The organism is Myxococcus sp. CA005, assembly GCF_006518205.1.
GTDB lineage: Bacteria > Myxococcota > Myxococcia > Myxococcales > Myxococcaceae > Myxococcus > Myxococcus xanthus.
In genome coordinates this window covers 31,257-54,263 of the sequence record NZ_SRLV01000038.1, presented here as the reverse complement: position 1 = coordinate 54,263, position 23,007 = coordinate 31,257, and the positions used below count along the sequence as shown (strand labels likewise).

Sequence of the window (23,007 nt, the reverse complement as noted above, 5' to 3'; positions counted from 1 at the left end):
GGCCCTGCCGCCACCCGCGCCCGTAGCCTCGCAGACAACACCTCGCATCCCCTTGTTGCCCGCGTGTCCTCGCGTTCCCCGTGGCCTCCCTCTGGAGCGCGGGTGGAGCGCCTCCGGCACGCGCCGTGCTCTGGGCCACCGCCGGGCCGAGCCCGGAGCCGGTCCCTCAACAAGGACGACGCGTTACATGAATCAGCGGAAACACACGAAACAGCTACGCCGCCAGTTGCGTTGGGCGGGCTTGTCCGCGACGGTGCTGGCCGCGCCCGCGAGCTTCGCGCAGGACTGTCCCAAGCCCACGTCGCAGCAGTGCGTGGACGCCGACTACCGCGCCGGCAGTTGCGGCAGCGTCCACGACGCGTACTGCCAGGGGGTCGTGGAGTCGGAGTGGAAGGCCGGTTGGGAGGCTGCTCCCAAGCGCGTGGCGCTGCTGCCCGAGGAGCTGGGGGGCGGGGTGGACACGGTGGCCTACGCGCCCCACATCCCGAAGCACACGCGCTTCCAGGGCATGGACCAGAGCATCATGGGGCAGGTGCTCAAGGGGCAGATTCTCTACCGCAAGAGCCTGGAGAACCTGACGAAGGAGGAGCAGGTCTACCTGTCTCGGATTCGGAGCTGGGAGAAGGACGGCACCCAGGTGACGTCCTGCCAGGAGTTCGTTGACGAGAAGTACCTCGACTTCAGCCGCTTCGAGCGGCAGGCGGGCCGGTACGGCGACGACTACCGCGCCTTCTTCAACGGCGCCTTCGGCAAGGACGGCATCGCGCACCGCGTGCTCTACAGCGGGGACCAGGAGAAGCTGGCGCCCATCTGGGACGGGCAGCGCGCGGCGAAGAACGCGTACTTCCACTTCACGCCCGGCCGCTACCCGAAGGGCATCGACGGCTACGTCTTCAAGTCCGAGGCGGCGAAGCTGGCCAACAACGTGGAGGCGCGCAACTGGGTCGCTCCGTCGGACGAATGGCACCAGAAGCAGGCCGAGCAGTTCAGCTACATCGCGGATGACGTGCTCAACCACTACCAGGTGGAGCAGGAGTCCTTCACCGCGCTGCTGCGTCAGCGCGACGCCGTCTACGCGGAGTGGGCGCAGGCCTCGAAGGTCCTCCGCTCGCGCGACCACGAGACGGTGGAGCTGGACAAGCTGACCGCGGAGCGGCTGTACGGGTTGGACCAGGCCATCGAGGAGTCGCTGGTCAAGGCGCAGAAGGACGGCTGCCTCGACACCCAGGGCCCCACGGTGTGTGACTGGAGCCCCCGCCGCTACAAGACGATGCTGGAGGCCGCCATGGCCCCGCGCCGCGAGGCCGACCTGCAGGCGTGCCTCTTCCTGACCGGCAACGACTTCGGTCCGGAGAGCTTCGTGCGCAACGCGGACAAGCTCGAGGTGAAGGGCCTGGACCGGAAGGACTACACGCTCTCCTCGTCGTTGCTGGCGCAGTACCTCGCCCTCTACGGCGCCCACATCCACGGGCTGAACACGCCGACGAACCCGTCCACGGGCGCGGTGCGGCACGGGGGAGAGGCCAGCGACAGTGGCTACGCGGGTGGCGACACCTTCGGTGGTGGCTACAACTACGTGGCCGGCTGGGAGTACGTCCAGCCGGGCTCGGGCCTGCGCAACAAGGCCCTGGGCGCCTGGTGTGACAGCGACGTGCGGCTCTACGGCGAGTTCAACGCCTATGCGAACGTGTTCGGTCCCACCCGGCACGAGATGGCGCACGTGAGCGGCGAGGCTGGCACGGAAGGCAATGGCATCCGCCTCAAGCTGGATGCGCGCGTGCTGGGCACCTCTCTCTACAGCCACGACAAGCACTACCCGCTGCGCTTCACCTTCTATGAGGGCAAGCCCGTCTTCGACAGTGACGCCGCGAAGGCCTCCACGACCTTCGTCGTCGTGTTCGTCCCCGTCACCGTGCAGGGCGGCCTGTCCGCGGAGGCGGGCGTGAAGATGAACATTGGCGGCGCCGTCACCCGCAATTGCTCCGAAGACCTGCTGGGCGTGGACCTGTACGGGACCATCACCCCGTTCGCCTCGGTCAAGGGCTTCGCGTCCGTGGGCATCGGGGTTCCGGGTCTCCAGGTGGGCGTGAGGGGCGAGCTGGTCATCGCCCGCGTCAACGTGCCGCTCTATGGCGACATCGGCCTCTACCTGAGCTCGCCCTCGCACCCGACGAATCCGAACACGCTGTTCCTGAGGGCGTCGTCGAAGCTCGACATCGAGCTGCGCTTCCTGGACGGCAGCATCAAGCTCTTCGGTGAGCTGCTCTTCCTGAAGGGCGAGACCACCATCGTGAGCTGGAGCGGCTTCGGCAACACCTGGAACATCTACAACGAGTCCAAGTCGCTGCCGCTGGTCCGCGTCTACTAGTCCGTCTCACCCCCCCTGGCTCGTGCCTGACGCGAGCCGGGGGCCCCTCGCCGCCGCGGTGTGCCCATCCGCCGCCGCGGCGGCGCTTCTCCCTCATCTGTCTGGAGTCCTTCATGCGTCGCTCGAGGCTCGCCGTCCGCACGGCCGCGCTGACCACCACCCTGCTGTTCGTGGGCGCGGTGCCCGTCTGGTCCTACTTCCATCACGCCACGCCGGAAGCCGTGGTGGCCGCCGCGCCCGTGAGCGCCTCCCGGCTGCCGCTCTACCGGTGGACCGTGGGGGAGGAGCGCACGTACCACTTCGTCTGGAACGACCTGCAGCGCGTGGCGCTCCCCGTTCCGCAGCAGGGGGATGCGCCCCAGACGATGGACGGCACGCTGAGCCTGGAGGGTGAGCTGACGCTCCAGGCCCTGGAGGTCCGCGCGAATGGCGCGCGCGTGCGGCTGGCGGTGAAGCGGCTGGATCGGCACGACGCGACGCTCTCTGGCCAGGCGCTCTTCCCCGACGCCGCGGCCGTGCAGGCGCACCTGCCCCAGACGGCTTCGGCGTGGCTGGAGCTGGACGCCCGGGGCGCGCTGGTGGCCGTCCGGTTCTCCGACGCGGAGCCGCCCCTGTTCCGCCAGGTCGCGCAGACGCTGGCGGCGGAGTTGTTCCCCACGGAGCTGCGCGACGCCGCCGAGTGGAGCGCCGTTGAGTCCACGCAGACGGGCGAGGTGGAGGCGCGCTTCCAGTTCGACGGCGAGGACGCACGCCTGACGCGCCGCCGTGCGCGCTACCAGTCCCTGCGTGCCGCCGCCACGGCGCCAGCCTTCCGGCAAACGCTGAGCTCCCTCACGCACTTCGACCGGGACCCGGAGGGCTTCCTGGCCGGGGTGTCCCACGACGAAATCCTGGATGCCACGCACACCGATGGCCGCTCGCTGATGTCGCGGCGCGTCCGCCTGCGCCTCGCGTTCTCCACGCGTCAGCAGAAGCCGCTGCCGCCGGCCACGGAGGACAAGCCCATTGTCCGCGCGCCGTCGCAGGTGGCTTTCGAGGGCGACGAGGCGCTGGCGCTGACGACCAGCCAGGCCGACGGCATGACGGTGGACGCGGCGCTCCAGGTGCTGGCGTCCGCCACCGACCCCGGCGCCATCCCCGAGCTGGGCACCTTCGCGCGGAGGGCCATCGCCGCGCTCAAACTGGAGCCCCACCGGGCCGGTGAGCTGGGGCAACTGTTCCTCCAGAAGGGCAGGTCTCCCGCGATGCGCGAGCTGATGCTGGACCTGCTGGCCGGCGCGGGGCACGCCGAGGCCCAGGCCACGCTGCGCGAGCTGATTGTCTCCACGGAGGCCCGCGAGCATGCCGGCGCGCATGGGCTGATGGTGCAGCGCGCGGGCCTCCTCCGCGAGCCGGAGCCCGAGACGGGCCGGCTGCTGGCGCGGATGAACACGGAGGCCCGGACCGCGGGTGACGTCGGCGCCGAGCGCGCGTCCGCCTACGCCCTGGGCGCCGTCGTCTCCCGCCTGCCCGCGGGCAGCCCCGAGGTGGCCGAGTTCCTGCGCCCGCTGGAGGACGCCCTGGCCCGCGCGGACAACGCCGAGTCGCTGGAGCACTCCCTGCGCGCGCTGGGCAACAGCGGCACGGAGCGCGTCATGGACCTGGCGTCGCCCCACTTGCGTGACGAGGCGCCCGAGGTGCGCTCCGCCGCCGCGGGGGCCCTGCGCACCGCGCCCCAGGAGGCCGCCACGCGCATGTTGCTGGACGCGCTGATGTCCGAGCCAGCGCGTGCCGTGCAAGGCGCGCTGCTGGACGCGCTGAATGCGCGCACCCTGGGCGCACCCGAGCTGGAGCGCCTGAGCGGCTGGGTCGTGGCGGGGCAACTGGCGCCGGGGGCCGAGGCCGCGCTGCTCAACGTCCTCACCCCCCGCATGGACGACAGCGCCGCCGTCCTCCGGATGCTCCAGGCCCTCTCGGTCCGTCCCGGCCAGCAGCCCGCCACCCGGGCCCGCGTCATGGCGCTGATGGCCCAGGCCTCGGCCAGCCGCGGCGGCTGAGCCCCTTCGCTTCAACCCACCCACCGCAGTCGAGGTCCTCATGAAACGCAGTCTCAACGGGCTGTTGCCCCTGGCCCTGCTTGGCTTCTTCCTGGCGCAGGCCGCCCACGCGGACGTCGTGGACGACGTGTGGCGCGGCACGAACATCCGGCTCAATGCCGCGCGCATCCGCGTGAAAGGCAATGACTACGCCACGGGCTACTGGCTGCTGCCGAAGGCGGCGAACACGCTGAACCTCAACGTGCCGGCGCGGCAGTTCGGTCTCAACTCGGACCTGGTGCTGCACATGTATGGCTCGCGCTCCGGGAACGTCATCACCTGGACCTTCGATGACACCTTGCCCAGCCGCTACAACCTGGGGGACTCCACCTACGTGACGCGTGTGCGGGGGACGCTCAAGGCCTACGCCCGGCAGGTGCGTGGCTCGGATGACCCCTTCTGTAACAGCGCCGCCTGCCCCCACAACGTGGAGCTGACCCTTGCGCCTGGCTCCAGCGCGAAGGTGAGCGGCTACAAGACCTTCATCTTCGACATCGACTTCACGGAGGACGTCCAGGTGAAGCAGTTCGTCGCGTATGGCGGCGTCCCGCGCCCCCGGCTGTCGTCGATGGCGGTGGTCACCCCCAGCAGCCGTTGCCCGTCCTCGGGGCCCAGCGAACTGTCCGGCGACGTGGTGCTCAGCAGCCCCGCGCCCACCGGCGGCATCCTGGTGGACCTGATGAGCGTGGATGCGAGCGTGGGCGTGCTGCCCGTGCGCGTCCCGGAGGGCCAGCGCTCCGCGCGCTTCACGCTGCGCCTGCCGCCCTACTGGACGGGGCCCACCGTCGTCTACGGCGCGTCGGGCGGCGTCCGGAAGAGCGTGAAGGTGGGCGTGCGCCCGTGCCTCGTACATGTCTTCCCCTTCGTGCGCTGGTACCTCATCGATTCGCTCTACGCCCCCGCGCACCTGCTCAACGGTGGGGCGGTGATTGCCCGGTACAAGGAGGCGGAGTCGGACGTCCTGCTGACGGGCAAGGGCGAGGCGTACTGGCTGAACGAGGTGCTCGGCGCGGAGCAGGTGCGCGTGACGGGCGTCAACTCGACGGGGGACATCTTCGGCACGGCATATACCGCCAAGGGCCCCAACGCGTTCCTGCTCCGTTCGGAGGACGTGAAGGCGGGCGCGGAGCAGTGGCTTGAAGGCTGGGAGGCCGTGACGGCCAACGCACACGGTACGCTGCTGGTGCGTGACCCGAACGACGGCAAGGGCATCTACCTCGTAGACGAGGTGGGGCCCGCGAGGCACCCTGGCCTGTCCGAGCTGCTCCCGAGCCGCGTCCTCTTCAACGCGCTGGGGGAGGTGGCGGTGACGCTGGAGACGGAGAAGGGGCTCCGCGCCGCGCGCGTCTACGGCAAGGACGTGCAGGTGCTGCTGGACAACGAGTCCGAGGTCACCGCGCTGAACGACGTGGGGGTGTTCGTGGGCACCGCGCTTGATTCGGACAAGCGCCCCCGTCCTTTCGTCTGGTCGCGGCAGGAGGAGGCCCGGTGGCTGCCGATGCCCAAGGGCGCCGTGTCCGCGAAGGCCGTGGCCATCAACGATGGAGGCTGGGTGCTGGGGACCGCCACCGCCGAGGACGGCAAGACGCAGGTGCCCTTCCTCGCCTCACCCGACGGGAAGACGGCCACGCGGTTGGATGAGGTGCTGCCGGAGGAGTTGAAGAAGGCCGGCTACCGCGTCCTGAGGGCGCTCGCGCTCGCCGACGACTTCAGCGTGCTGGTGCAGGCCCTGGATGGACAGGGGCAGCGCGTCCACCTGGTGCTGAGCCCGTGAGCCGCATTCCGGCCAGCACGACTTCCACTCTTCCTCAAACAAGGACCTTCCTCGTGAAATCGAACCTTCCCCTTCTTCGGGGGCTGATGATGGTGTTCATGGCCCTCCTGGCGGGCTGCGGCGGTTGCCAGAGCAGCTCATCGTCGTGTTCCCCCAGCCAGTATGGAACCAACGGCTGTGCCTGCAGGACGGACTCCGCTAGCTGCAACGCCGGGCTGGTCTGCCGCAGCGGCACGTGTGAGCCGTGTGGCAACGAAGGCGGCGCTTGCTGCGTCAACGCGGGCACCACGTCCTGCAGTGGCACGTTGACGTGTGTCATGGAGTCCGCGGGCGAGCGCTGCCGCAACTGCGGCGAAGTGGGCGAGGCGTGCTGTGTCTCGTCGGGGAACAGCCAGTTCTGCCGCGCGAACGCCGTGTGTGTCAGCGGGAGCTGCCAGTCCGTGGCGGCGCACACCTGCGACCCGAATGGCACGGTGTATACGGTGGGCATCCAGGACACGAACCTGTGCGCCCGGCGCGTGGTGGAGGTCCGCGCGAGCTCGCCCGCGAACGCGCTGCAGTGTGCCAGCGCCAGCGGGATGCTGGCGGCGGATGAGACTGTCTATGAAATCTCCAACACGCCCATCACTGACTACGAGCTGTGCCTGGAGTCGCAGAGCCAGGGCCGGCGCACCACGAGCGTTCAGGCGTTCGAGGACTACAACGCGCTTCGCTGCGCGCGCTGGACGCGGTGTGGCGCCAGCGACCCGTGCACCAGCGTGACGCACGGCGCCTGCACGCCCTGAGGCGAGCGGGGACGGATGCGGGGCGGAGCGCGCGGAGGGGGACGCTCCGCCCCGTGTCATGTCGTGAGGAGCCGCAGCACGGCCTGGGCCGCGCGTTCGGTGCCGTCCACACCCTCCAGCGTCGCGGCCAGGGCGCGGGCCTTGGTGGCCACTTCTGGCTGGGACACCTGGGTGAACGCGTGGGCGATGGCGTCGGCGCTCAGCGCGGAGGGCGGCACGGCGCGGCCCACGCCCAGCCGCTCCACGCGCCGCGCGTTCGCGAGCTGGTCGCCGCCGAAGGGCACGACGACCATGGGCCGCCCGGCCGCGAGCGATTCCTGCACGGTGTTGTTCCCACCGTGCGTCACCACCAGGTCCACCTTCTGAAGCAGGGGCACCTGGGGAACGCGGCGGAACACCTGCGTGCGCGGGCCCGCGCGGGCCTGGAGCCGTTCGAAGCTGGCACCCGCGCTGACCACCACGTCCACGTCGTGCCGCGCCAGCCCGTCCAGGATGGCGTGGAAGACGTGCGGCTGGTCGTTGAACACCGTGCCCAGTGACACGTAGACGTGCGTGCGGCCGGGCCGGATGGCGGTGAGCGCGGGGTCATCCATGCTCGAGGGCACGGGCCGGGGCAGGCACGGGCCGGTCATCTCCACCGGGCCGGGCAGCGGCTCGAGGCCGGGCTCCAGCGCCGGGGTCGTCGCCATCAGGTTGAGGTCGTCGGAGATGGGCGCCGCGAGCAGTCCGTTCGTCTTCAAGGGGACGCGCAGGCGCTTCGCGGCACGGGCGACACGCGCATCGAACCAGCGCAGCAGCGCGAGCCCCCGCTGTTCGGCCTGGGTCCATGTGGCATCGCGGGGGGCGTCGTCCTCGAGCCCACTCCCAAAAGGCGCCGCGCCCTCCACGGGGAAGGGGAGGGCGGAATGATACAGCGCCACATAGGGGCGCCGGGTCCTCCGGGCCGCGAGCAGGGCCGCGGGCATGAGGTAGTCCGCCAGCACGACGTCAGTCCCAGAGGCTTCGATTTCCTCGGCGATGCGCCGTGCATGCCCCTCCATGCCGGTGGTGAACAGCCGGAGCGCCCACCCCAGCTCGTCGAGTCCCCGGGCCCGGGTGATGCGCGCGCCGTACCAGAGCGCGGCCGGAGCAGGGCGCAGCGGCACCAGCCTGAGTCCGTCCTGGCGCAGGGCTTCCGGCAGCTGGGAGGCGAAGCGCAGCGGCTCTGGCATCAGGCCGGGAAAGCGTGCCGGCGCTACGACCGTTGCGATGGCCAGGTCGTGGCCGAGTTCACGCAAGCGCCCTCCAATGGCGCGCAGCGCGTTGGTGTGACCCGCCGTGGGGTGGGCCGCCATGAGAATCCTCGCCATGGCGCCCAGTGTAGCAGCGCGTGTCCGCCCGCCTGGCAGGCACTCCGCCGTGACGTTCGGCGTGGTGCCGCTGCCCGGGCCTGCTGGCGCCAACGTCGTGGCAGCGGCCAAGCGCCAGGGCTGAGTCTCGTGTTCACGGGGCCCCATGGGGAGGCCCCGCCGGGCAGGCCGTGTTTGCCGTGGGCGCCACGCGGCACCCACCTTCGGACATCGCTTCGTCGGGAGGTGGACATGACTGGAAGGCTTGGCAGAGCAGGCGGCGTGGCGGTCCTTGCGGCCCTGTGGGGCACGGGCCCCCTGGTGGGGCTCACCGCCCGGGCGGAGGCGCCCCAGGCGGGGCAGACACGGGACGTCTTGTCAGCGCGGGACCTGCTCCTGGGACAGCTCGCCCTCTTCGACGCGAAGACCATCGCGGCGGGCAACCTGGCGTTGGAGAAGTCGGCCAACCCGCAGGTGCGGCAGTTCGCGTTGCGGCTGGTAGAGGACCACCGCCGGCACTTGCAGGACTTGAAGGCGTGGGGAAGCTCGCCGTCCATGGACATCGTGGTGGCGGACCTCACGCAGCCCCGGACCACCGCGGGGATTGGCGGCTCGGGGAGCAAGGACGGGGGCCTCATCCCGGGGCCGAGTCTGCCCATGCAGCGCGCGGACGCCCGCCTGGAGCAGGCCGTGGCGCATGCCCAGCAGCACCTGGACGTGCTCCGCAAGGCGCAGGGCCCTGACTTCGACGAGGCCTTCCTGAAGCGCGTCATCGAGGACCAGGAGGAAGCCCTGCGGCTCGTGAAGCAGGCGCAGGCGACGTACAAGAACGATGGGGCGTTCACCCTCATGCTCGACAGGACGGGCAACCTCGCGGACCGTCATCTGCAGCGGGCTCAGGGGCTGAAAGAGTCATTCGAGTGAACGCGCCATCCATTCGCCCGGCCTGCCGGGTTGACGTGACGAAGAGGGGGCGCCTAACTCCGGCGGCATGAGGACCGCCGCGAGGCTGCTATGGGTGTACCTGGCCGGGGCCCTGTGCTCGTGCGCCGCGCCCGCGCCTCGTGTGTCGCCCGTGGCCCCCGAGGGCGCGACGCCCGTGGGCCCCTTCCTTCCCGAAGCCCGCGCCTTGTTCGAGGGGTGCACGCCGGTGCCGGACCGGGCCGACTCGCGGCTGTACCGCTGCGATGGCGTGACGGTGTGGTTGACCGAGCGGGAGGACCTGACGCCCGAGCAGGCACTGAAGGATGCCCAGGCCCGAATCACCGAACGGTTGGGGCCCGGTGCCACGGTGGTGGAGGAAGCGCTGCCGCTGGCGGGAAGTCCGTGGCCCTCGGTCCGGGTCGAGGCGTGCGAGGCGGAGGACTGTCGCGCCGCCGGGTATGCATCCGCTATCACCGGGACACTGGGGCGGGTGCGGCAGCTCGGGTGCGTGGTCCAGGCTCCCGTGCGGCCCCTGCTGGCGCGCTGCTTGGAGTTGCTCGAGTCCCTCGCCTCGAATGGCAGCCCCGAGGGCGAGACGCTGGGACGCGAGGCGCTGCTCGTTCCGCCGCGCCTGCCATGGCGGGCCCTGGCAGTACCGGATGGATGTCTGCTCGCTGCGTCCACGGCGCGCGCGGGACGCATTCGCTGCGAGGGGGCATCGCTGTTGTGGAGCCTCTACGAACCGGCCCAATCCCAGGTAACGGAGCGCTGGCGCTCGCAGAGCGTGGCGGAGTTGGTGGACGCGCTGCCGGGAGCGGGGCCCGTCGAGGAAGTGCCCTGCCGACTGGAGAACCTGGACACGCGATGCGCGCGCTTCACGGTGCCTTCTTCCGAGGGGCCGCTGCTCGTGTGGGCCGCGGCCGTGACGTGGGAGGGCCGAGCGCTCTTCGCCGCGTGCAGCCACCGGGCCTCCGAGCCTCCGTATCCCGCCGTCTGCAACGGCGCGTTCACCCTGCCTTGATGCTGCGAAGGACGACATCTCGTGTACGAGCTTCAGGACGTCTCCAAATGCTACGGGGCCACGCAGGCCTTGCATCCGCTCAGCTTGAGCCTGCCGACAGGACGCACCACGGTGCTGCTGGGGCCGAGCGGCTGTGGCAAGTCAACACTGCTGCGCCTGCTCAATGGGTTGCTGCCGTGTGACACCGGGCGCGTCCTCTTCGATGGCAAGCCGCTGCCCACGGGAGGCGATGCGTTGCTCGCGGTGCGCCATCGCGTGGGGTACGCGCTCCAGGGTGGCGGCCTCTTTCCGCATCTCACGGGCGAGGAGAACGTCACCCTCATGGCGAGCCACCTGCGCTGGCCCGCGGCGAAGACGCGCGAGCGGCTGGAGGCATTGGTGGAGTTGACGCGCTTTCCCACGGACGCGCTGGCGCGTTATCCCTCGCAGCTCTCCGGTGGTCAGCGTCAGCGGGTGGCGCTGATGCGCGCGTTGATGTTGGACCCGGACGTGTTGCTGCTGGACGAGCCCCTGGGCGCGTTGGATCCGCTGGTCCGTCACGAGCTGCAAGGTGACCTGCGCGGCATCTTCGCCAGGCTGCGCAAGACGGTGGTGCTGGTGACGCATGACCTGGCGGAGGCGGGCTTCCTGGGGGACAGCATCCTGCTCATGCGAGAGGGACGCGTGGTGCAGCAGGGGCGGCTCGCGGATTTGGAGGCACGGCCCGCGGATGACTTCGTCACCCGGTTCATCCAGGCGCAGCGGCCTCTGCCTGGCGGTGGGCTGGGAGGCGCGGCGTGAGGGGGTGGCTCCTGGTGTTGCTGCTCGTGGGGGCGTGTGGCGGGGCGTCCTCGTCTGGGGATGGCGTGCCCCAGGTGCGCGTGGGCTCCAAGAAGTTCACCGAGTCCGTCATCTTGGGTGAAGCGGTGACGCAGCTCGCGCGGAGCACCGGTGCGCGGGTCACGCATCGGCGGGAGTTGGGCGGTACCGCCGTGCTCTGGGAGGCGCTGCGCCGGGGCGAACTCGACGTGTACCCCGAGTACACGGGCACGTTGCGACAGGAGTTGCTGTCCGGGCGCCACCTGCCGGACGACGCGGCGCTGCGTGCGGCCCTGGCTGAGTCTGGGCTTCGGATGAGCGAGCCGCTGGGCTTCAACAACACGTATGCACTGGGCATGAAGGAAGCGGAGGCCGAGCGGCTGGGCATTCGCCGCATCTCTGATTTGCGTGCCCATCCTTCGCTGCGCTTCGGTTTCAGCAATGAGTTCATGGACCGCGCGGATGGCTGGCCCGCCTTGCGAGACAGCTACCGGCTGCCGCAGCGGGACGTGCGCGGGCTGGACCATGATTTGGCGTACCGGGGCATGGAGAGCGGGTCGCTCCAGCTCACGGACCTGTACTCCACTGATGCGGAGATTGAGGCCTATGGGTTGCGTGTGCTGGAGGACGACCTGCGCCACTTCCCCGCGTATGACGCGGTGCTGCTGTATCGCGACGACCTGGAGGCGCGGGCGCCCGAGGCCCTGGCCGCGATGCTGCGTCTGGAAGGCCACGTGTCCGAGGCGGACATGGTGAAGCTCAACGCGCTGGCCCGGCTGGAGCGCGTGTCGGAGGGCCGCGTGGCGTCGGGTTTCCTCGCCACGGCGCTGGGGGTCACTTCGGAAGTGCGCGGGGACGGGCTGGCTTCTCGCGTGTGGAAGCGGACGCGTGAGCACCTGTTCCTGGTGGGGGTGTCGCTGCTGGCGGCGATGGCGCTCGCGGTGCCCTTGGGCGTGCTGGCCGCGCGACGGCCTCGGCTGGGGCGCGGTGTGCTGGGGCTGACGGGGGTCATCCAGACGGTGCCGTCGCTGGCGCTGCTGGTGGTGATGATTCCGCTGCTGGGAATCGGCTCACGTCCGGCGATTGCCGCGCTGTTCCTCTACAGCCTGTTGCCCATTGTCCGGAACACAGCGGCCGGGCTCGCGGGAATCCCTCCCGAGGTTCGCGAGTCCGCGGAGGCGCTGGGCCTGCCCGCGCTGGCGCGGCTGTGGCGCATCGAATTGCCCATGGCGGCGCCGTCCATCCTCGCGGGCATCCAGACGGCCGCGGTCATCAACGTGGGCACTGCCACGCTGGGCGCGCTGGTGGGGGCAGGGGGCTACGGTCAGCCGATTCTCACGGGCATCCGGTTGGATGACGTGCGGCTCATCTTGGAGGGAGCGATTCCCGCAGCCGCGCTGGCACTGCTCGCCAGTGGCCTGTTCGACGCCGTGGAGCGTGTGGTGGTGCCTCGAGGGCTTCGGTTGGGCACTGCGGTGCGTTCGACGCGTTAGTCTTGCTCGTCGAGCCAGAAGAATTCGTCTCCGCTCGCGAGAGCACGCTCAAGAAAGTCGCTGAATGAGTCAGCGATCTTCCGAACTTCACGGGGGTACGTCTCGTGATAGGCATCGAATAGCGGGTACGGGCCGCCAGTGTTCGCCACGTTCACGAGGACGAAGTCGGAGTCCTGGCAGTCCACGAGTGGATACAAAGACGCGGTCTCACTCGCTCCCTGTGCACGCTGGCGCAATCTGGGAGTCGCTGCTGCGATCCCCTCCAACGAGAGGATGCTGTAGTTCGCGTCAGGAAGCCTTCTGAACAACTCCGCTCCATCACAGTGCAGGTAGAAGGCGCGCAGGTCGTCGTCCAGGCGCCAGCCCATCTGCGCCTCGAAGGCCGCTATCCTCGCTGCCGTCACAGGGGGATGTGGGAAATGCGCACGCGAGATTTCCGTCAGCAGGGATTCGATGGCCATGGTCAATCCACGTAGGGCCTGTCGGGCCCCACAGTGCTCCACCGGCCACCGCGGCTATAGCAAGCCGGGTAAGCTCCGTTGAAGGTGTCATGCACGAGCGGAGGCACTGGCAGTACGTTGTCTGGCGACGTCGGGTGCCCCCCGTGGAACAGGTCGAAAATGTGATGGCCTGGCCAGTTCCGTCCTTCGGACTGCGGCCATGCACCAAACTCGTTGCTCCACGTTTCGCGGTAGCCGTCACGCGCGTTATTCCATGTGCGGCGGCGCTGCTGGAGGTCGCTGACCGTCGGGTAATCGCAGCAGCAGTGGGTAATCGCCAGCCTCCCGCCGGCCGCAGCTGGCAGCGCCATGAAGCGACCATGCCAGTCGCCTTTGATGTCCGCGAGCCAGATACATCCCAGCAAGGGGGCATGCCCTTCCGCGACGCACCGGCGCTCACATCGTGCCCGAAGCGAGACGCTGCACGACCAGGGCCCGTAGTAGATGGTCGTTCGGACGGTTCCGCCTGCTGGACTCGGGACGGCGGGCCCCACCCATCTCGCCGAAGGCTTCACGCCAGCGGCGCCTCCTGTGGCTGAGCCGCACCCGATAGTGGCAACCAGCAGTGACATGCATGCAGCTCTCAATGGGAGGTGGAGGCTCCTCATTCGACGCAGATTAGCGGAGCCCAACGCGGGGAAACGCCTTTTCAACTCCTCGTCGCAGTATGCCACTGCGCATCATGATTGAAAGTGAGCACCGCAGGGCGGCGTGAGAGGGCTTCCCTATCAAACCGCGCTACCCCTTTGCGTGCTGGCGTGAGGTCCGGACGCAATGGCTATTCAGGGAAGGCCACCAGCACAAGAGGAAGGGTGACTTCGTTTCGAGTCAGGACAGCCGGAATCGTAGGGGTTGACCGCACGGGGCGTGATACCGTTGCGGGAATGGCACACATGGACATCAAGGGTGAGCAGCGACCGATTCAAAAGGTGTTCTGCGACGACTTTGTCTTGCGAGTGCCGCACTACCAGCGGCCGTACGCCTGGAAGCTCGAGAATGCTCAGGAACTCCTCTCCGACCTGTTGGCGTTCATGGGCGGCGGCTCGACCAAAGTTGACGAGCTCCCCCCGTACTTTCTCGGGAGCATTGTTCTCGTAAAGGACGACGCGTGGCCCGAGGCGGAGGTGATCGACGGCCAGCAGCGCCTCACCACGCTGACGATCCTCCTCGCGGCACTGCGTGCGTCGACGGGGGCTGCGTTCGGCAGCGACCTGACCAAGTATCTGTACCAACCGGGAAGCCTCGTGGAAGGTACGCCGGACCAGTACCGTCTCCGGCTGCGCGACCGCGACGCCGAGTTCTTCAGGGAGTTCGTCCAGGCCGTCGATGGGCCAGCGAAGCTGAAGGCGCTGACGCGCGAAATCCCCGATGCGCAGCAACGTATTCGGGAGAACGCGCTGTTGTTCTTGCGCGAACTGGACGCGCTGCCCGTTGAGCGCCGACAGCGCTTGGCGAGCTATCTCGTGCGGCGCTGCTATCTGGTCGTGGTGTCGACGCCCGACGCCGACTCGGCGTATCGCATCTTCTCGGTGCTGAACGATCGCGGCCTCGACCTCTCGCACGCCGACATCCTCAAGGCCGACATCGTTGGGAAGATTGACGGCGAGGCCTTGCAGAAGGCCTACGCCACGAAGTGGGAAGAGGTCGAAGAAGAGATTGGGCGCGACGCGTTCAAGGATCTCTTCGGGCACCTCCGAATGATTCATCGTCGGGCGAAGCTCGAGGGGACCGTCCTCGCCGAGTTCCGAAAGTACGTCGTAGACAAGGCGCCCGAGCCCAGGAAGCTCGTGGACGACGTCATCGTCGCTGGCGCTTGGGCGTACGACCAGATCCGTCGGTGCAGTTGGGATGGCCAATCCGATGACGCGACGCAGGCGAAGATCGAGGAGCTGCTTGAGTGGCTCAATCGCCTCGACAACGAGGACTGGGTTCCTCCTGCGATCCGCGTCATGCAGTTGAGCGCTGACGCCACGAAGGTGCTACGCCACCTCGAGGCGCTTGAGCGTCTCGCCGCGTTCCTGCTCATCAAGCGCTCCAACGTGAACGAGCGCATCCACAGGTACGCGAACGTTCTTGAGGCCATCGAGAATGGGACAGCCATTGACGCGGGGGGCCCGCTCCTTCTCTCCACCGACGAAGAGAAGCAACTCGTGGACGCGCTCGATGGCGAGGTCTACCTCGAGCAGAAGGTGCGCGTGTACGTCCTTCTCCGGCTTGACCGAGCCCTGGGCGACAAGGGCGCGAAGTACGACGTCGACACGATCACCGTCGAGCATGTGCTTCCGCAGAACCCGCGTGACAAGAGTGAGTGGTTGACGAATTTCCCTAGGCCCGAAGATCGGGCGTGGACGCATCGCATCGGAAACTTGCTCCTGCTGCCTCGCCGTAAGAACTCCGAGGCGAGCAACTGGGACTTCGGCGAGAAGAAGAAGCGGTACTTCACCTCTAAGAAGGGGGTGAGCACGTTCGCACTCACCTCGCAGGTGCTGAAGGAGTCCGCTTGGACGCCTGACGTCGTGGCGCGCCGCCAGACCGAGGCCATCGACACCCTCAAGAAGGTGTGGTCGCTCAAGTAGCAGCTTCAGAGCGCACGCATTGAACGGCCTCTTCCTCGGCTGGGACGTCAGCGCCTGGAACCGCGAGAGCCATCAGGGCCTGTGCTCGTTGGCAAGCTGTGGCGTAGGAATGTACGGGACCTTCCCCCCTTGCGCACGGAGGGGGGCGCGCTGGTCGGCGCTCTCCTTTGACGAATCGAGCTCAGCCCCGACGATGCGAGGCACGTCACGATCGCCATCGACATGCCGCACGCGTAGCCACGGAAGACGGTGGAGAAGGCCGGTTTCGGCGCGGCGTAGGTCGCTGGGCCCTCCGCAGCTCCTGAGGATCGTCACAGCGGGCCACTCGAAGCTGAATGCTTCGGGATAGCCCCCAATATGCGGGACGCGCTGCCGACGGCAGGGCTGTTCAGGACACTTGCCCTGTCCAACCTTCCCTTCTCCTCTTCCGCCGTTGCGCATCTCTTTGGGGAGCAAATCGGGGAACTGAATAGCTGCGTCACAGAACGTGGGGCGCTGTTGGTGCTTTGTGATGGAACGCGCGGACTCCTGCGCTACGCCTCATTCGAGGTGGGCATCTCGCCGGAGGAGGCCGCCTAGGCGAGCCAAGGCGTTGCGAGTGCCGCCGAGTTGCTCGAGTTGCTCGCGAAGCGTAGACGCGTAGACGCACGGCGCCTGTCGCGTGCCCTCGTCGAGCCGAATAGGCTCCAGGAGGCGGGCGACCTTGATGGGGCACGCGAGCCTCTCCTGGACCTCCTTGATGTTGAGGTCGTTCCGTTCTACCGCGAGCTGCAGGTCCAGTTGGACGCTCTCGACGAGCCGTAACGCGAACTGCCGCACGCCAGTCGTCGCGCTCTTGGCGTTGTTACGGCTCCTCTGCCATGTCTTCGAGCTGACCCTCTGCGATTTCGCGATAGAGCGGCACCACTTCAATGGCGAGCACCTCCCGCATTTCCTGGCGGGCGCTGTCGAAGTCCCCGGCCTTTCGGTGGCGCTTGGCGCGGTAAAGCGCGTCGACAATGCGGTCGGAGCCTTCCTTGATGCGGCGCGCGCATTCCAGCAGAAGGGCCTCGGCCTTTTCAGCCGTGGCAAGGGCTGCTGCCGCGTCGGCTTTGCCGATGCCTACCTCCGGCGCGGTGCGTTCCAGCATTTCCCTCACCTCCGCCGTGAGCGTCAGGCGTTCACCCTCCCGCACGCGCCGCGCGAGGGCTCGTACGGGCTCCCACTCAAGTTCATCCGCCATGCCCTGTTACCTCTTGCCCCGGCGGGGGCGGCACTTGTTGATGGGCCATTCCTGCTGGCCCTCGCAGTAGCGGAAGCAGGCGTAGCAGGAGCCCTGCCAGTCGTCGTCCTTGCACTCGCAGTAGGTCGCGATGCAGCGGCGCTTCCACTCGGGCAGGTTGGTGTTGTGGGCGTCATCGACGTCCGGCGCGTCGGCCTCCGCCGCGACCTGGGAGCCTGCCATGAGCACAGCGGCTTCGGTGGCGGAGAGGCCACACGCATCCGGGCCGAATCGCTGAATGCAACATGTCGCGCTGTCCAGACAGGCGGCTTGAGCGTACGCGTCTTGAGGGGCCATGTCGCGACGGCTGGAGATGCCGGTGGCGCTGCTGGAGCATCCCAGTGCAAGTGCCGCGAGCGCGTACGCAAGGGAAAGACGGGTGTTCCGATTGGACATGACTGCCACATGTATCGGGTTCGTCACCCTGCGCGTATCACCCTGGCTGAGTACTTCGGGGCGGGGCGCCGCCCTCCGTCCTTGCGTCCGATAACGGCGAACGCCGTCAGACGGGCTCGGCGCTCGAAGCGGGCGAGGCTTCAGCCACCACCCTGGGCGCATCCGCCGCCAGGCCCGCCGCGCACAGCACCACGACCGCCATCCACACGAAGTCCGCCAGCAGCAGGTGCACCAACTGCATCCACACCGGCGCCAGCAGCAGCAGGTTGGTGACGCCCGCGCCCAACTGCACCGCGTAGAGCACGGTGATGGCGGACGCCGCGCGTCGCACGTCCTCCGATGGCCGCACCCGCGCCACCCACCGCGACGCCAGCACCAGGAACGCGCCCACGCTCACCGCCAGCAGCGGGTGCAGCACCCGCAGCTTGATGAGGATGTGTGCCGTCTCCGAAATATCCTGGCGCAAGCCCTCCGCCAGCGTGGTGGACGGGAACAGGGTGTCCCCCAGCGCCGCGATGGCGCCACTCACGCCCAGCACCAACAGCCCCAGGATGCTCAGGCCCATCAGCGCGCCCGGCAGCCCCTGTCCCCGCAGGCTCAGGGGGGCGCGTCCCCGGGAGAACCAGATGACCAGCGTCTGCGCACCCACCAGCAGGAAGGTGTTCACCAGGTGCACGCCCATCCACAGGGCCCGGCCCACGGAGGCGTTGTCCGCCACGTACTTCAGCAGCACGATGCCCGCGCCGACGAGCGCCTCCGTCATCATGAAGAACAGGGCCCAGGCCGCCGCGCTCCGCACCGGGTGGCCCTTGGCGTGCCCCTTCCGGGCCCAGACGTAGAGCGCCACCGCCAGAATCATCGCCAGGCCGCTCGTCAGCCGGTGCGTGTATTCGATGAGCGTCTGGACGCTGGGGGCCCGGGGGATGACCTCGCCGTTGCACACCGGCCAGTGGTCTCCACAGCCGGCACCCGAGCCCGTGGCGCGCACGAAGGCGCCCCACAGAATCACGACCAGCGTGAAGGCAAGCACCCCCAGGCTGAAGGCCTGGAACCGGCGGGACGAGGCAGCGTGGGTCATCACGCTCCCCCTTAACCCACTTCCACCCCCCGCCGCTGTCCCACACGTCTCTTGGGTGCTCACCCCGGCCATCAGCGCGGCTGCTCGGCTGTCGGGCCGGCTGGACATCCAGTGTATCCGGAATGATTCAGATGGATGCTGCCCTGCATCCATTGGATATGCCCGCCCCCTGTCCGGGCGCGCGGATGATTTCCATTTGAGTCAATCCGCCTCCCGGGCACTGGCACGCCGGGTGCTTAACACCTCCCACAGTGCATCCGGTGCCGCGGTGGGCGCTGGAGACACACATCTTTCGCATGAGGCCGCTTCGGTGGTCTCGGCACCCCGGGTTGGAGTTTCCCCCCTCTTCGACCCGTGGGTGTGTTCTTCCAGAGGCGTGGACGCACGCACCTCTGGAGCCGCTTCCCACAGGGGTGTGGGGAAACAGGGTGGAGCGCATCGCGGGCTGAGGCCACTCCTCTGGCTTCAGCCCGCGATGCGCATCTGCTCCGCGCCCAGCACCGCGGGGAACGGCCCGTAGGCCATGGACCGCTCAATCACGTTGCGCAGCTCGCGCACGTTGCCGGGCCACGGGTGTGACATCAGCGCGGCGATGGCATCCGGCCCCAGTTGCGGCGGCTCCATGCCCTCGGGCGTGAGCTGCCGGACGAAGTGCCGGGCCAGCGCCACCACGTCCTCGCGCCGCTCGCGCAGCGGGGGCACGCGCACCGGCACCACCTGGAGGCGGTAATAGAGGTCCTCGCGGAAGCGGCCCTCCCGCACGAGCTGGCCCAAATCCCGGTGCGTGGCCGCCACCACCCGGACGTCCACCTCCACTGGCCGCATCTCTCCCAGCGGGAAGACTTCGCCGTTCTCCAGGAAGCGCAGCAGCTTGGGCTGCACCTCCAGGGGGAGCTCGCCAATCTCGTCCAGGAAGAGCGTGCCGCCGTGCGCGGCGCGGATGACGCCGGGGTGGTCCGTGGCCGCGCCGGTGTATGCGCCGCGCCGGTAGCCGAAGAGCTGCCCTTCGAAGAGGTCCCGGGGCACCGCGGCGCAGTTGAAGGCCACGTAAGGCCGCTGCGAGCGCGCGGACAAGGCGTGCAGCGCCCGCGCCACCACCTCCTTGCCGGAGCCGGACTCGCCGGTGACGATGACGGTGGCGCGGCTGGAGGACAGGCTCGCCAGCTCCGAGCGAAGCCGCCGCATGGCGGACGAGGCGGCGATGAAGCCCGGCACGTCCGCGTCCCGCACGTCCGTGTCATCACTGGCGAGCGCGGACACGTCCACCTGGGCGAAGCCGCGCAGGGTGGCGACCTCCAGCGCGAAGCCGCCCAGCCGGGACAGCGCCGTCAGCAGCGCGCGGCCGTCCGGAGGCAGGTGGCCCGCGACACCCAGGCGGAGCCGCCGGCCACAGCCATCCCCGAACTCCACGGCCTCGGTGGCGGGCACGGTGGTGTCGCCGCCCAGCGGCGTGGCGCGGCCCTGCGAGTCCAGCTCCTCCAGCCGGGGCGCGCAGTGGGGGAAGAGCCCCTCCACCACGGCCAGCAGCTCGCGCTGGATGAGGGGCGCGCCCATACCGCGCACCGACAGCCGCTCGAAGGGCACCACCAGGGCCTCCGCGCCCAGGCGGGGGGCGCCCTCGGCTTCGCGGGCGGTGGCGTGGGGCTCGCGGGCGACGTAGTGCACGAAGTGCTGCGGGTGCACCACCATGCCCACGCGGTGCAGCTCCGCCTCGCTGGCGGCCAGCAGCTCACCGGCGGCGGGGTCGCCCTCCATCCGCGCCAGCAACGCGAGCAGGTGGCGCGTGTAGACGGCCATGCACAGGTCGCCGGTGAGGCTGAAGGTGCCCAGCGCGGCCTCCAGCAGCGACCGGGCCTCGGCGGTGCGCCCGTCCAGGACGTGCAGCAGGGCCTCGAAGCGGTGGAGCAGGGCGGAGTGCCACGCGGATGGCATGCGCTCCAGGAAGGCGCGCGCCCGCCGCAGCAGCACCAGGCCCTCGTCGCGCTGGCAGGCGTAGACGCGCGCATACGTCTCGTACAGCAGGCATTCGCGGCGCAGGTAGGGCCAGCCGCCCAGCTCCATGGTGCGCTGCCCGGCCGCGGCGAAGCCCTCCGCCGCGCGATGCGTGTTGCCCTCGGCGAGGTCGGCCAGCGACTCCGCGAACTGGGCATAGGCCCCGGTGAGGGCCCGCTGGATGGTGCCGTCGTAGGCCGTCAGCTGCCGCGCCAGCTTGCGCAGTCCCGGGTAGCGCCCGCTGAGCAGGTACAGCCGCGCGCGCGTCACCGTCAGGTACAGCGGCGTCCAGCGCAGCTCCTCCACCACCGCGTCCGCTTCATCCAGCACGGCCTCGGCTTCCGCGAAGCGCGCCAGCCGCAGCAGGGCCTCGGCCTCCGCGCGCGCGGCGAAGATGAAGGAGAAGCCGCGCACCATTCGCCCGCCATACGCGGCCTCCCGCGCGCGGCGCACCATCTGCAGCGCCTCGGACGGCTCGCAGGCCTCGTCCAACCGGCGTTGAGCCAGGAAGGCCAGGTTGCGCGCCTCCAGGAAGGCGTAGCCCATCCGCGCCGCGCCCTGCGCCACCTCGCGGAAGCGGCGCGTGGCCAGGGTGGCCTCGCCGCGCAGGGCCGCCTCGTGGGCGCTGGCGTCCTCGGCGAGCAGTCGCAGGGCCGGGTCCTTCACCCTCACGAGCGCATCCTCCAGCCGTCCGGACCCGTGGGTGATGCGCTCCGCCTCGCCCAGGTAGAAGCCGCAGGCGACCTCGGCCATGCGCAGTTGGCAGCGCACCTCCGGGTCGTCGTGGTTGGCCAGCAGCGCTTCCGCGCGCGCCACGTACGCGGCGGACTTGTTCGCGTCGAACAGCTTCCCGTCCGGTGACGCGTAGAGGTTGGCCGCCATGGCGAGCACGCGCAGCTCCACCTCTTCGGGAAAGATGCCGGCGTCCGCGAACGCCAGGTGGGGCAGCAGCGTGGTGAAGGCGCCCCGGCTGTCCTCGCGGCCCCAGCGCTGGAGATAGGCAAGTCCCACCGCGGCCATGGCCCGCGCGCCCGGGGTGCGCAGCAGGCCCGACGCCAGCAGTGACAGCAGCTCCTCTTCGGCGGCTCGCCACTCGGCCCGCGTCAGGTGGGTGACGCTGGGGAGGATGCGGGCCAGCTCCTCGGGATGCAGCTCCTGCCGCCGGGGCGCGGAGACGACGGGCGTGGGGGCCCCGCCTCGCGCGGCGAGCTGGCGGAGCGCCACGGCCACGCGGCCTCGTGGACGGCGGGCCTGGGGGGCTTCGCTCGGCAGCTCCCAGCGGTAGACGGTGAGAGGGGTGACGCCCAGCAGGCGAGCAAACGCCGCGCGGCTCTGCTCACCTCGCAGGGCGCGGATGGTCTCGGGTTCCCACCCGGCGCTCTCCCCCTTCGCCTCCGGTAACTCCACGGCACCTGCCCCCTTTTTCGCCCCCCGCCAGCGCACATTCTCTACGGAGTTTCCCAGGGCGAATGCAAACGGTTGAGCATTTCCGCTTGTTGCACCGTGCATATGCAGCAGGCGACGAATGGTGCGCTTCCCCTCCCTGAGGGGGCGTGTCGTCGTTATCGTCACCTCGTGCCTCGTGGACGTTCCCAGCCTCCGGTTTCCCCACCTTCCCGCATCCAACATGAACGCCTGCTCAGGTTGGAAGACGCGCTTTCGGAGGGCCGTGCGCGTGAGGACGCGGCGGTGGAGGCCTGGGTGCGCCGCACCGGGCAGATGCCGCCCCGGAAGATTCGCCGGAAGTGGGAGAAGCAGTGGCGGCGGGAGGCGAAGCGCGCCGCACGCCGCGCCGAACGGGAGGTGCTGTCCAACCGCTCTCGCAACCCCGCGCGGGGCGCCGCCTACGTCACCGCGTCGATAACGTGCGTGTTGATTGCCCTGGCACAGCCCCGCCGGCTGTGGTGGCTGGTCTTCGTGGCCCTGGGCTTCTTCCTGGCCTCGCTGAAGCACCTGGAGCGTCCTCGGCGTGACGAGGGCCGCGCGCGCGACGCTGGAGTGCCGGAGCGGGAGCCCGTGGGTGTCTCGGAGGGGGAGGCGGACGCCCGGGTGGCGAAGGTGGACGCCCTCTGCGCCCGGCTGATGGAGGCCCTGGGCGAGGGGCCCGCGGTGCTGCGCGAACTGGTGCATGCGCCGGAGCGCACGGTGGAGGCCCTGCGACAGGGCTGTCATGCACTGGTGCGCCGTGAGCGGGAGCTGCGGGCGCTGGCGCCACCCGCTGAGACCCAGCGGCTGGACGCCGAGCGGGACGCGCTGGCCGCGCGGGTGGCTTCGGAAGAGGACGCGGTGGTTCGGGAGCGGCTGGCCGGAGCGCTGGCCGCGCTGGAGTCGCAGCGGCGTCAGCGCGCGGAGCTGGCCATCGCGGCGGCGCGGCTCGAGGCGGAGCACATGCGCCTCTACTACACCCTGGAGAGCCTCTACGCGCAGGTGCTGCGGGTGCGCTCGGCGGACACTGTGGGAGAGGACATCGCCGGGCTGGGGCTGCGGCAGAGCGTGGAGCAGCTCGGTGCGGAAGTGGAAGCGGTGGCGCAGGCGCTGGAGGAGGTTCACGCCGCGCCCGGCGGTGGTGGCCGGACGCGGACGCGGTAGAAGTTTGGCGTTGGGGCGTGGGCCACGCCGGGGGGCTGTCCAGCGCGTC

Annotated in this window: 17 protein-coding genes and 1 pseudogene; 12 read left to right on the top strand and 6 right to left on the bottom strand. The window is 69.6% G+C overall.

The annotated features are described in order from the left end of the window. Positions 1-187 precede the first annotated feature (187 nt). The 4 genes from FMQ63_RS18475 (at position 188) to FMQ63_RS18460 (ending at position 7,002) form a co-directional block, all read left to right on the top strand. Positions 188-2,368: a hypothetical protein gene (locus FMQ63_RS18475; RefSeq protein ID WP_225909719.1), complete on the top strand. Its 2,181-nt coding sequence runs from the start codon at positions 188-190 to the stop codon at positions 2,366-2,368. Between the two features lie 113 nt (positions 2,369-2,481). Next, positions 2,482-4,404, top strand: coding sequence for a HEAT repeat domain-containing protein (locus tag FMQ63_RS18470; RefSeq protein ID WP_011550720.1), 1,923 nt, complete (start codon positions 2,482-2,484; stop codon positions 4,402-4,404). Between the two features lie 40 nt (positions 4,405-4,444). Further along, the gene (locus tag FMQ63_RS18465; RefSeq protein WP_011550721.1) at positions 4,445-6,217 is read left to right on the top strand and encodes a hypothetical protein; all 1,773 of its coding nucleotides are present in this window, start codon (positions 4,445-4,447) and stop codon (positions 6,215-6,217) included. A gap of 53 nt (positions 6,218-6,270) precedes the next feature. Then, positions 6,271-7,002 carry a hypothetical protein gene (locus FMQ63_RS18460; RefSeq protein ID WP_225909720.1) on the top strand — a complete coding sequence of 244 codons (732 nt, stop codon included), beginning with the start codon at positions 6,271-6,273 and terminating at the stop codon, positions 7,000-7,002. A 56-nt stretch (positions 7,003-7,058) separates the two neighbouring features. Here the strand turns inward: FMQ63_RS18460 and FMQ63_RS18455 are convergent, their stop codons facing one another. Then, positions 7,059-8,351, bottom strand: a complete 1,293-nt coding sequence (locus FMQ63_RS18455; RefSeq protein ID WP_011550724.1) for a glycosyltransferase — start codon at positions 8,349-8,351, stop codon at positions 7,059-7,061. On the opposite strand from FMQ63_RS18455, the gene FMQ63_RS38430 reads away from it, so the two are divergent. From FMQ63_RS38430 to FMQ63_RS18435, 5 genes are all read left to right on the top strand, one after another. Continuing rightward, the gene (locus FMQ63_RS38430) at positions 8,350-8,475 is read left to right on the top strand and encodes a hypothetical protein (RefSeq protein ID WP_255509256.1); all 126 of its coding nucleotides are present in this window, start codon (positions 8,350-8,352) and stop codon (positions 8,473-8,475) included. The genes FMQ63_RS18455 and FMQ63_RS38430 overlap by 2 nt on opposite strands. A 107-nt stretch (positions 8,476-8,582) precedes the next feature. Continuing rightward, positions 8,583-9,254 (top strand): DUF4142 domain-containing protein, encoded by a 672-nt coding sequence (locus tag FMQ63_RS18450; RefSeq protein ID WP_225909721.1) that lies wholly within the window; start codon positions 8,583-8,585, stop codon positions 9,252-9,254. 67 nt (positions 9,255-9,321) lie between these two features. Continuing rightward, complete coding sequence (locus FMQ63_RS18445) at positions 9,322-10,275, top strand: hypothetical protein (RefSeq protein WP_011550726.1); 954 nt, start codon at positions 9,322-9,324, stop codon at positions 10,273-10,275. A gap of 21 nt (positions 10,276-10,296) precedes the next feature. After that, positions 10,297-11,055, top strand: a complete 759-nt coding sequence (locus tag FMQ63_RS18440) for an ATP-binding cassette domain-containing protein (protein WP_011550727.1) — start codon at positions 10,297-10,299, stop codon at positions 11,053-11,055. Then, the gene (locus FMQ63_RS18435; RefSeq protein ID WP_020478286.1) at positions 11,052-12,566 is read left to right on the top strand and encodes a glycine betaine ABC transporter substrate-binding protein; all 1,515 of its coding nucleotides are present in this window, start codon (positions 11,052-11,054) and stop codon (positions 12,564-12,566) included. The genes FMQ63_RS18440 and FMQ63_RS18435 overlap by 4 nt, the downstream gene beginning before the upstream one ends. Here FMQ63_RS18435 and FMQ63_RS18430 read toward each other — a convergent pair. Next, the gene (locus FMQ63_RS18430) at positions 12,563-13,069 is read right to left on the bottom strand and encodes an SMI1/KNR4 family protein (RefSeq protein ID WP_011550729.1); all 507 of its coding nucleotides are present in this window, start codon (positions 13,067-13,069) and stop codon (positions 12,563-12,565) included. The genes FMQ63_RS18435 and FMQ63_RS18430 overlap by 4 nt on opposite strands. An 890-nt stretch (positions 13,070-13,959) precedes the next feature. Between FMQ63_RS18430 and FMQ63_RS18425 the strand changes: the two genes are divergently transcribed. Together FMQ63_RS18425 and FMQ63_RS18420 are read left to right on the top strand one after the other, a co-directional pair. Next, a complete protein-coding gene (locus tag FMQ63_RS18425) occupies positions 13,960-15,642 on the top strand; it encodes a DUF262 domain-containing protein (protein ID WP_011550730.1) in 1,683 nt (560 codons plus the stop codon). A gap of 357 nt (positions 15,643-15,999) precedes the next feature. Next, positions 16,000-16,446 (top strand): annotated as a pseudogene (locus FMQ63_RS18420) (DUSAM domain-containing protein). A gap of 40 nt (positions 16,447-16,486) precedes the next feature. On the opposite strand, the gene FMQ63_RS18415 reads toward FMQ63_RS18420, so the two are convergent. The 4 genes from FMQ63_RS18415 to FMQ63_RS18400 form a co-directional block, all read right to left on the bottom strand. After that, on the bottom strand, positions 16,487-16,864 hold the full coding sequence (locus FMQ63_RS18415) for a DUSAM domain-containing protein (protein WP_011550732.1): 378 nt from the start codon (positions 16,862-16,864) through the stop codon (positions 16,487-16,489). 6 nt (positions 16,865-16,870) lie between these two features. Beyond that, complete coding sequence (locus FMQ63_RS38010; RefSeq protein WP_225909722.1) at positions 16,871-17,086, bottom strand: hypothetical protein; 216 nt, start codon at positions 17,084-17,086, stop codon at positions 16,871-16,873. Between the two features lie 319 nt (positions 17,087-17,405). Continuing rightward, positions 17,406-18,377 carry a COX15/CtaA family protein gene (locus FMQ63_RS18405; RefSeq protein ID WP_011550733.1) on the bottom strand — a complete coding sequence of 324 codons (972 nt, stop codon included), beginning with the start codon at positions 18,375-18,377 and terminating at the stop codon, positions 17,406-17,408. 465 nt (positions 18,378-18,842) lie between these two features. Next, the gene (locus tag FMQ63_RS18400; protein WP_020478283.1) at positions 18,843-21,776 is read right to left on the bottom strand and encodes a sigma-54 dependent transcriptional regulator; all 2,934 of its coding nucleotides are present in this window, start codon (positions 21,774-21,776) and stop codon (positions 18,843-18,845) included. A 96-nt stretch (positions 21,777-21,872) separates the two neighbouring features. On the opposite strand from FMQ63_RS18400, the gene FMQ63_RS18395 reads away from it, so the two are divergent. Then, positions 21,873-22,958, top strand: coding sequence for a hypothetical protein (locus FMQ63_RS18395; RefSeq protein WP_011550735.1), 1,086 nt, complete (start codon positions 21,873-21,875; stop codon positions 22,956-22,958). The last annotated feature ends 49 nt before the right edge of the window (positions 22,959-23,007 follow it).

Coding starts and splice junctions, on each gene's coding strand:
- FMQ63_RS18450 (WP_225909721.1), top strand. CDS start 8,583: ATGACTGGAAGGCTTGGCAGAGCAGGCGGCGTGGCGGTCCTTGCGGCC.
- FMQ63_RS18405 (WP_011550733.1), bottom strand. CDS start 18,377: ATGACCCACGCTGCCTCGTCCCGCCGGTTCCAGGCCTTCAGCCTGGGG.
- FMQ63_RS18455 (WP_011550724.1), bottom strand. CDS start 8,351: ATGGCGAGGATTCTCATGGCGGCCCACCCCACGGCGGGTCACACCAAC.
- FMQ63_RS18425 (WP_011550730.1), top strand. CDS start 13,960: ATGGACATCAAGGGTGAGCAGCGACCGATTCAAAAGGTGTTCTGCGAC.
- FMQ63_RS18415 (WP_011550732.1), bottom strand. CDS start 16,864: ATGGCGGATGAACTTGAGTGGGAGCCCGTACGAGCCCTCGCGCGGCGC.
- FMQ63_RS38010 (WP_225909722.1), bottom strand. CDS start 17,086: ATGGCAGGCTCCCAGGTCGCGGCGGAGGCCGACGCGCCGGACGTCGAT.
- FMQ63_RS18475 (WP_225909719.1), top strand. CDS start 188: ATGAATCAGCGGAAACACACGAAACAGCTACGCCGCCAGTTGCGTTGG.
- FMQ63_RS18445 (WP_011550726.1), top strand. CDS start 9,322: ATGAGGACCGCCGCGAGGCTGCTATGGGTGTACCTGGCCGGGGCCCTG.
- FMQ63_RS18470 (WP_011550720.1), top strand. CDS start 2,482: ATGCGTCGCTCGAGGCTCGCCGTCCGCACGGCCGCGCTGACCACCACC.
- FMQ63_RS38430 (WP_255509256.1), top strand. CDS start 8,350: ATGGCGCCCAGTGTAGCAGCGCGTGTCCGCCCGCCTGGCAGGCACTCC.
- FMQ63_RS18465 (WP_011550721.1), top strand. CDS start 4,445: ATGAAACGCAGTCTCAACGGGCTGTTGCCCCTGGCCCTGCTTGGCTTC.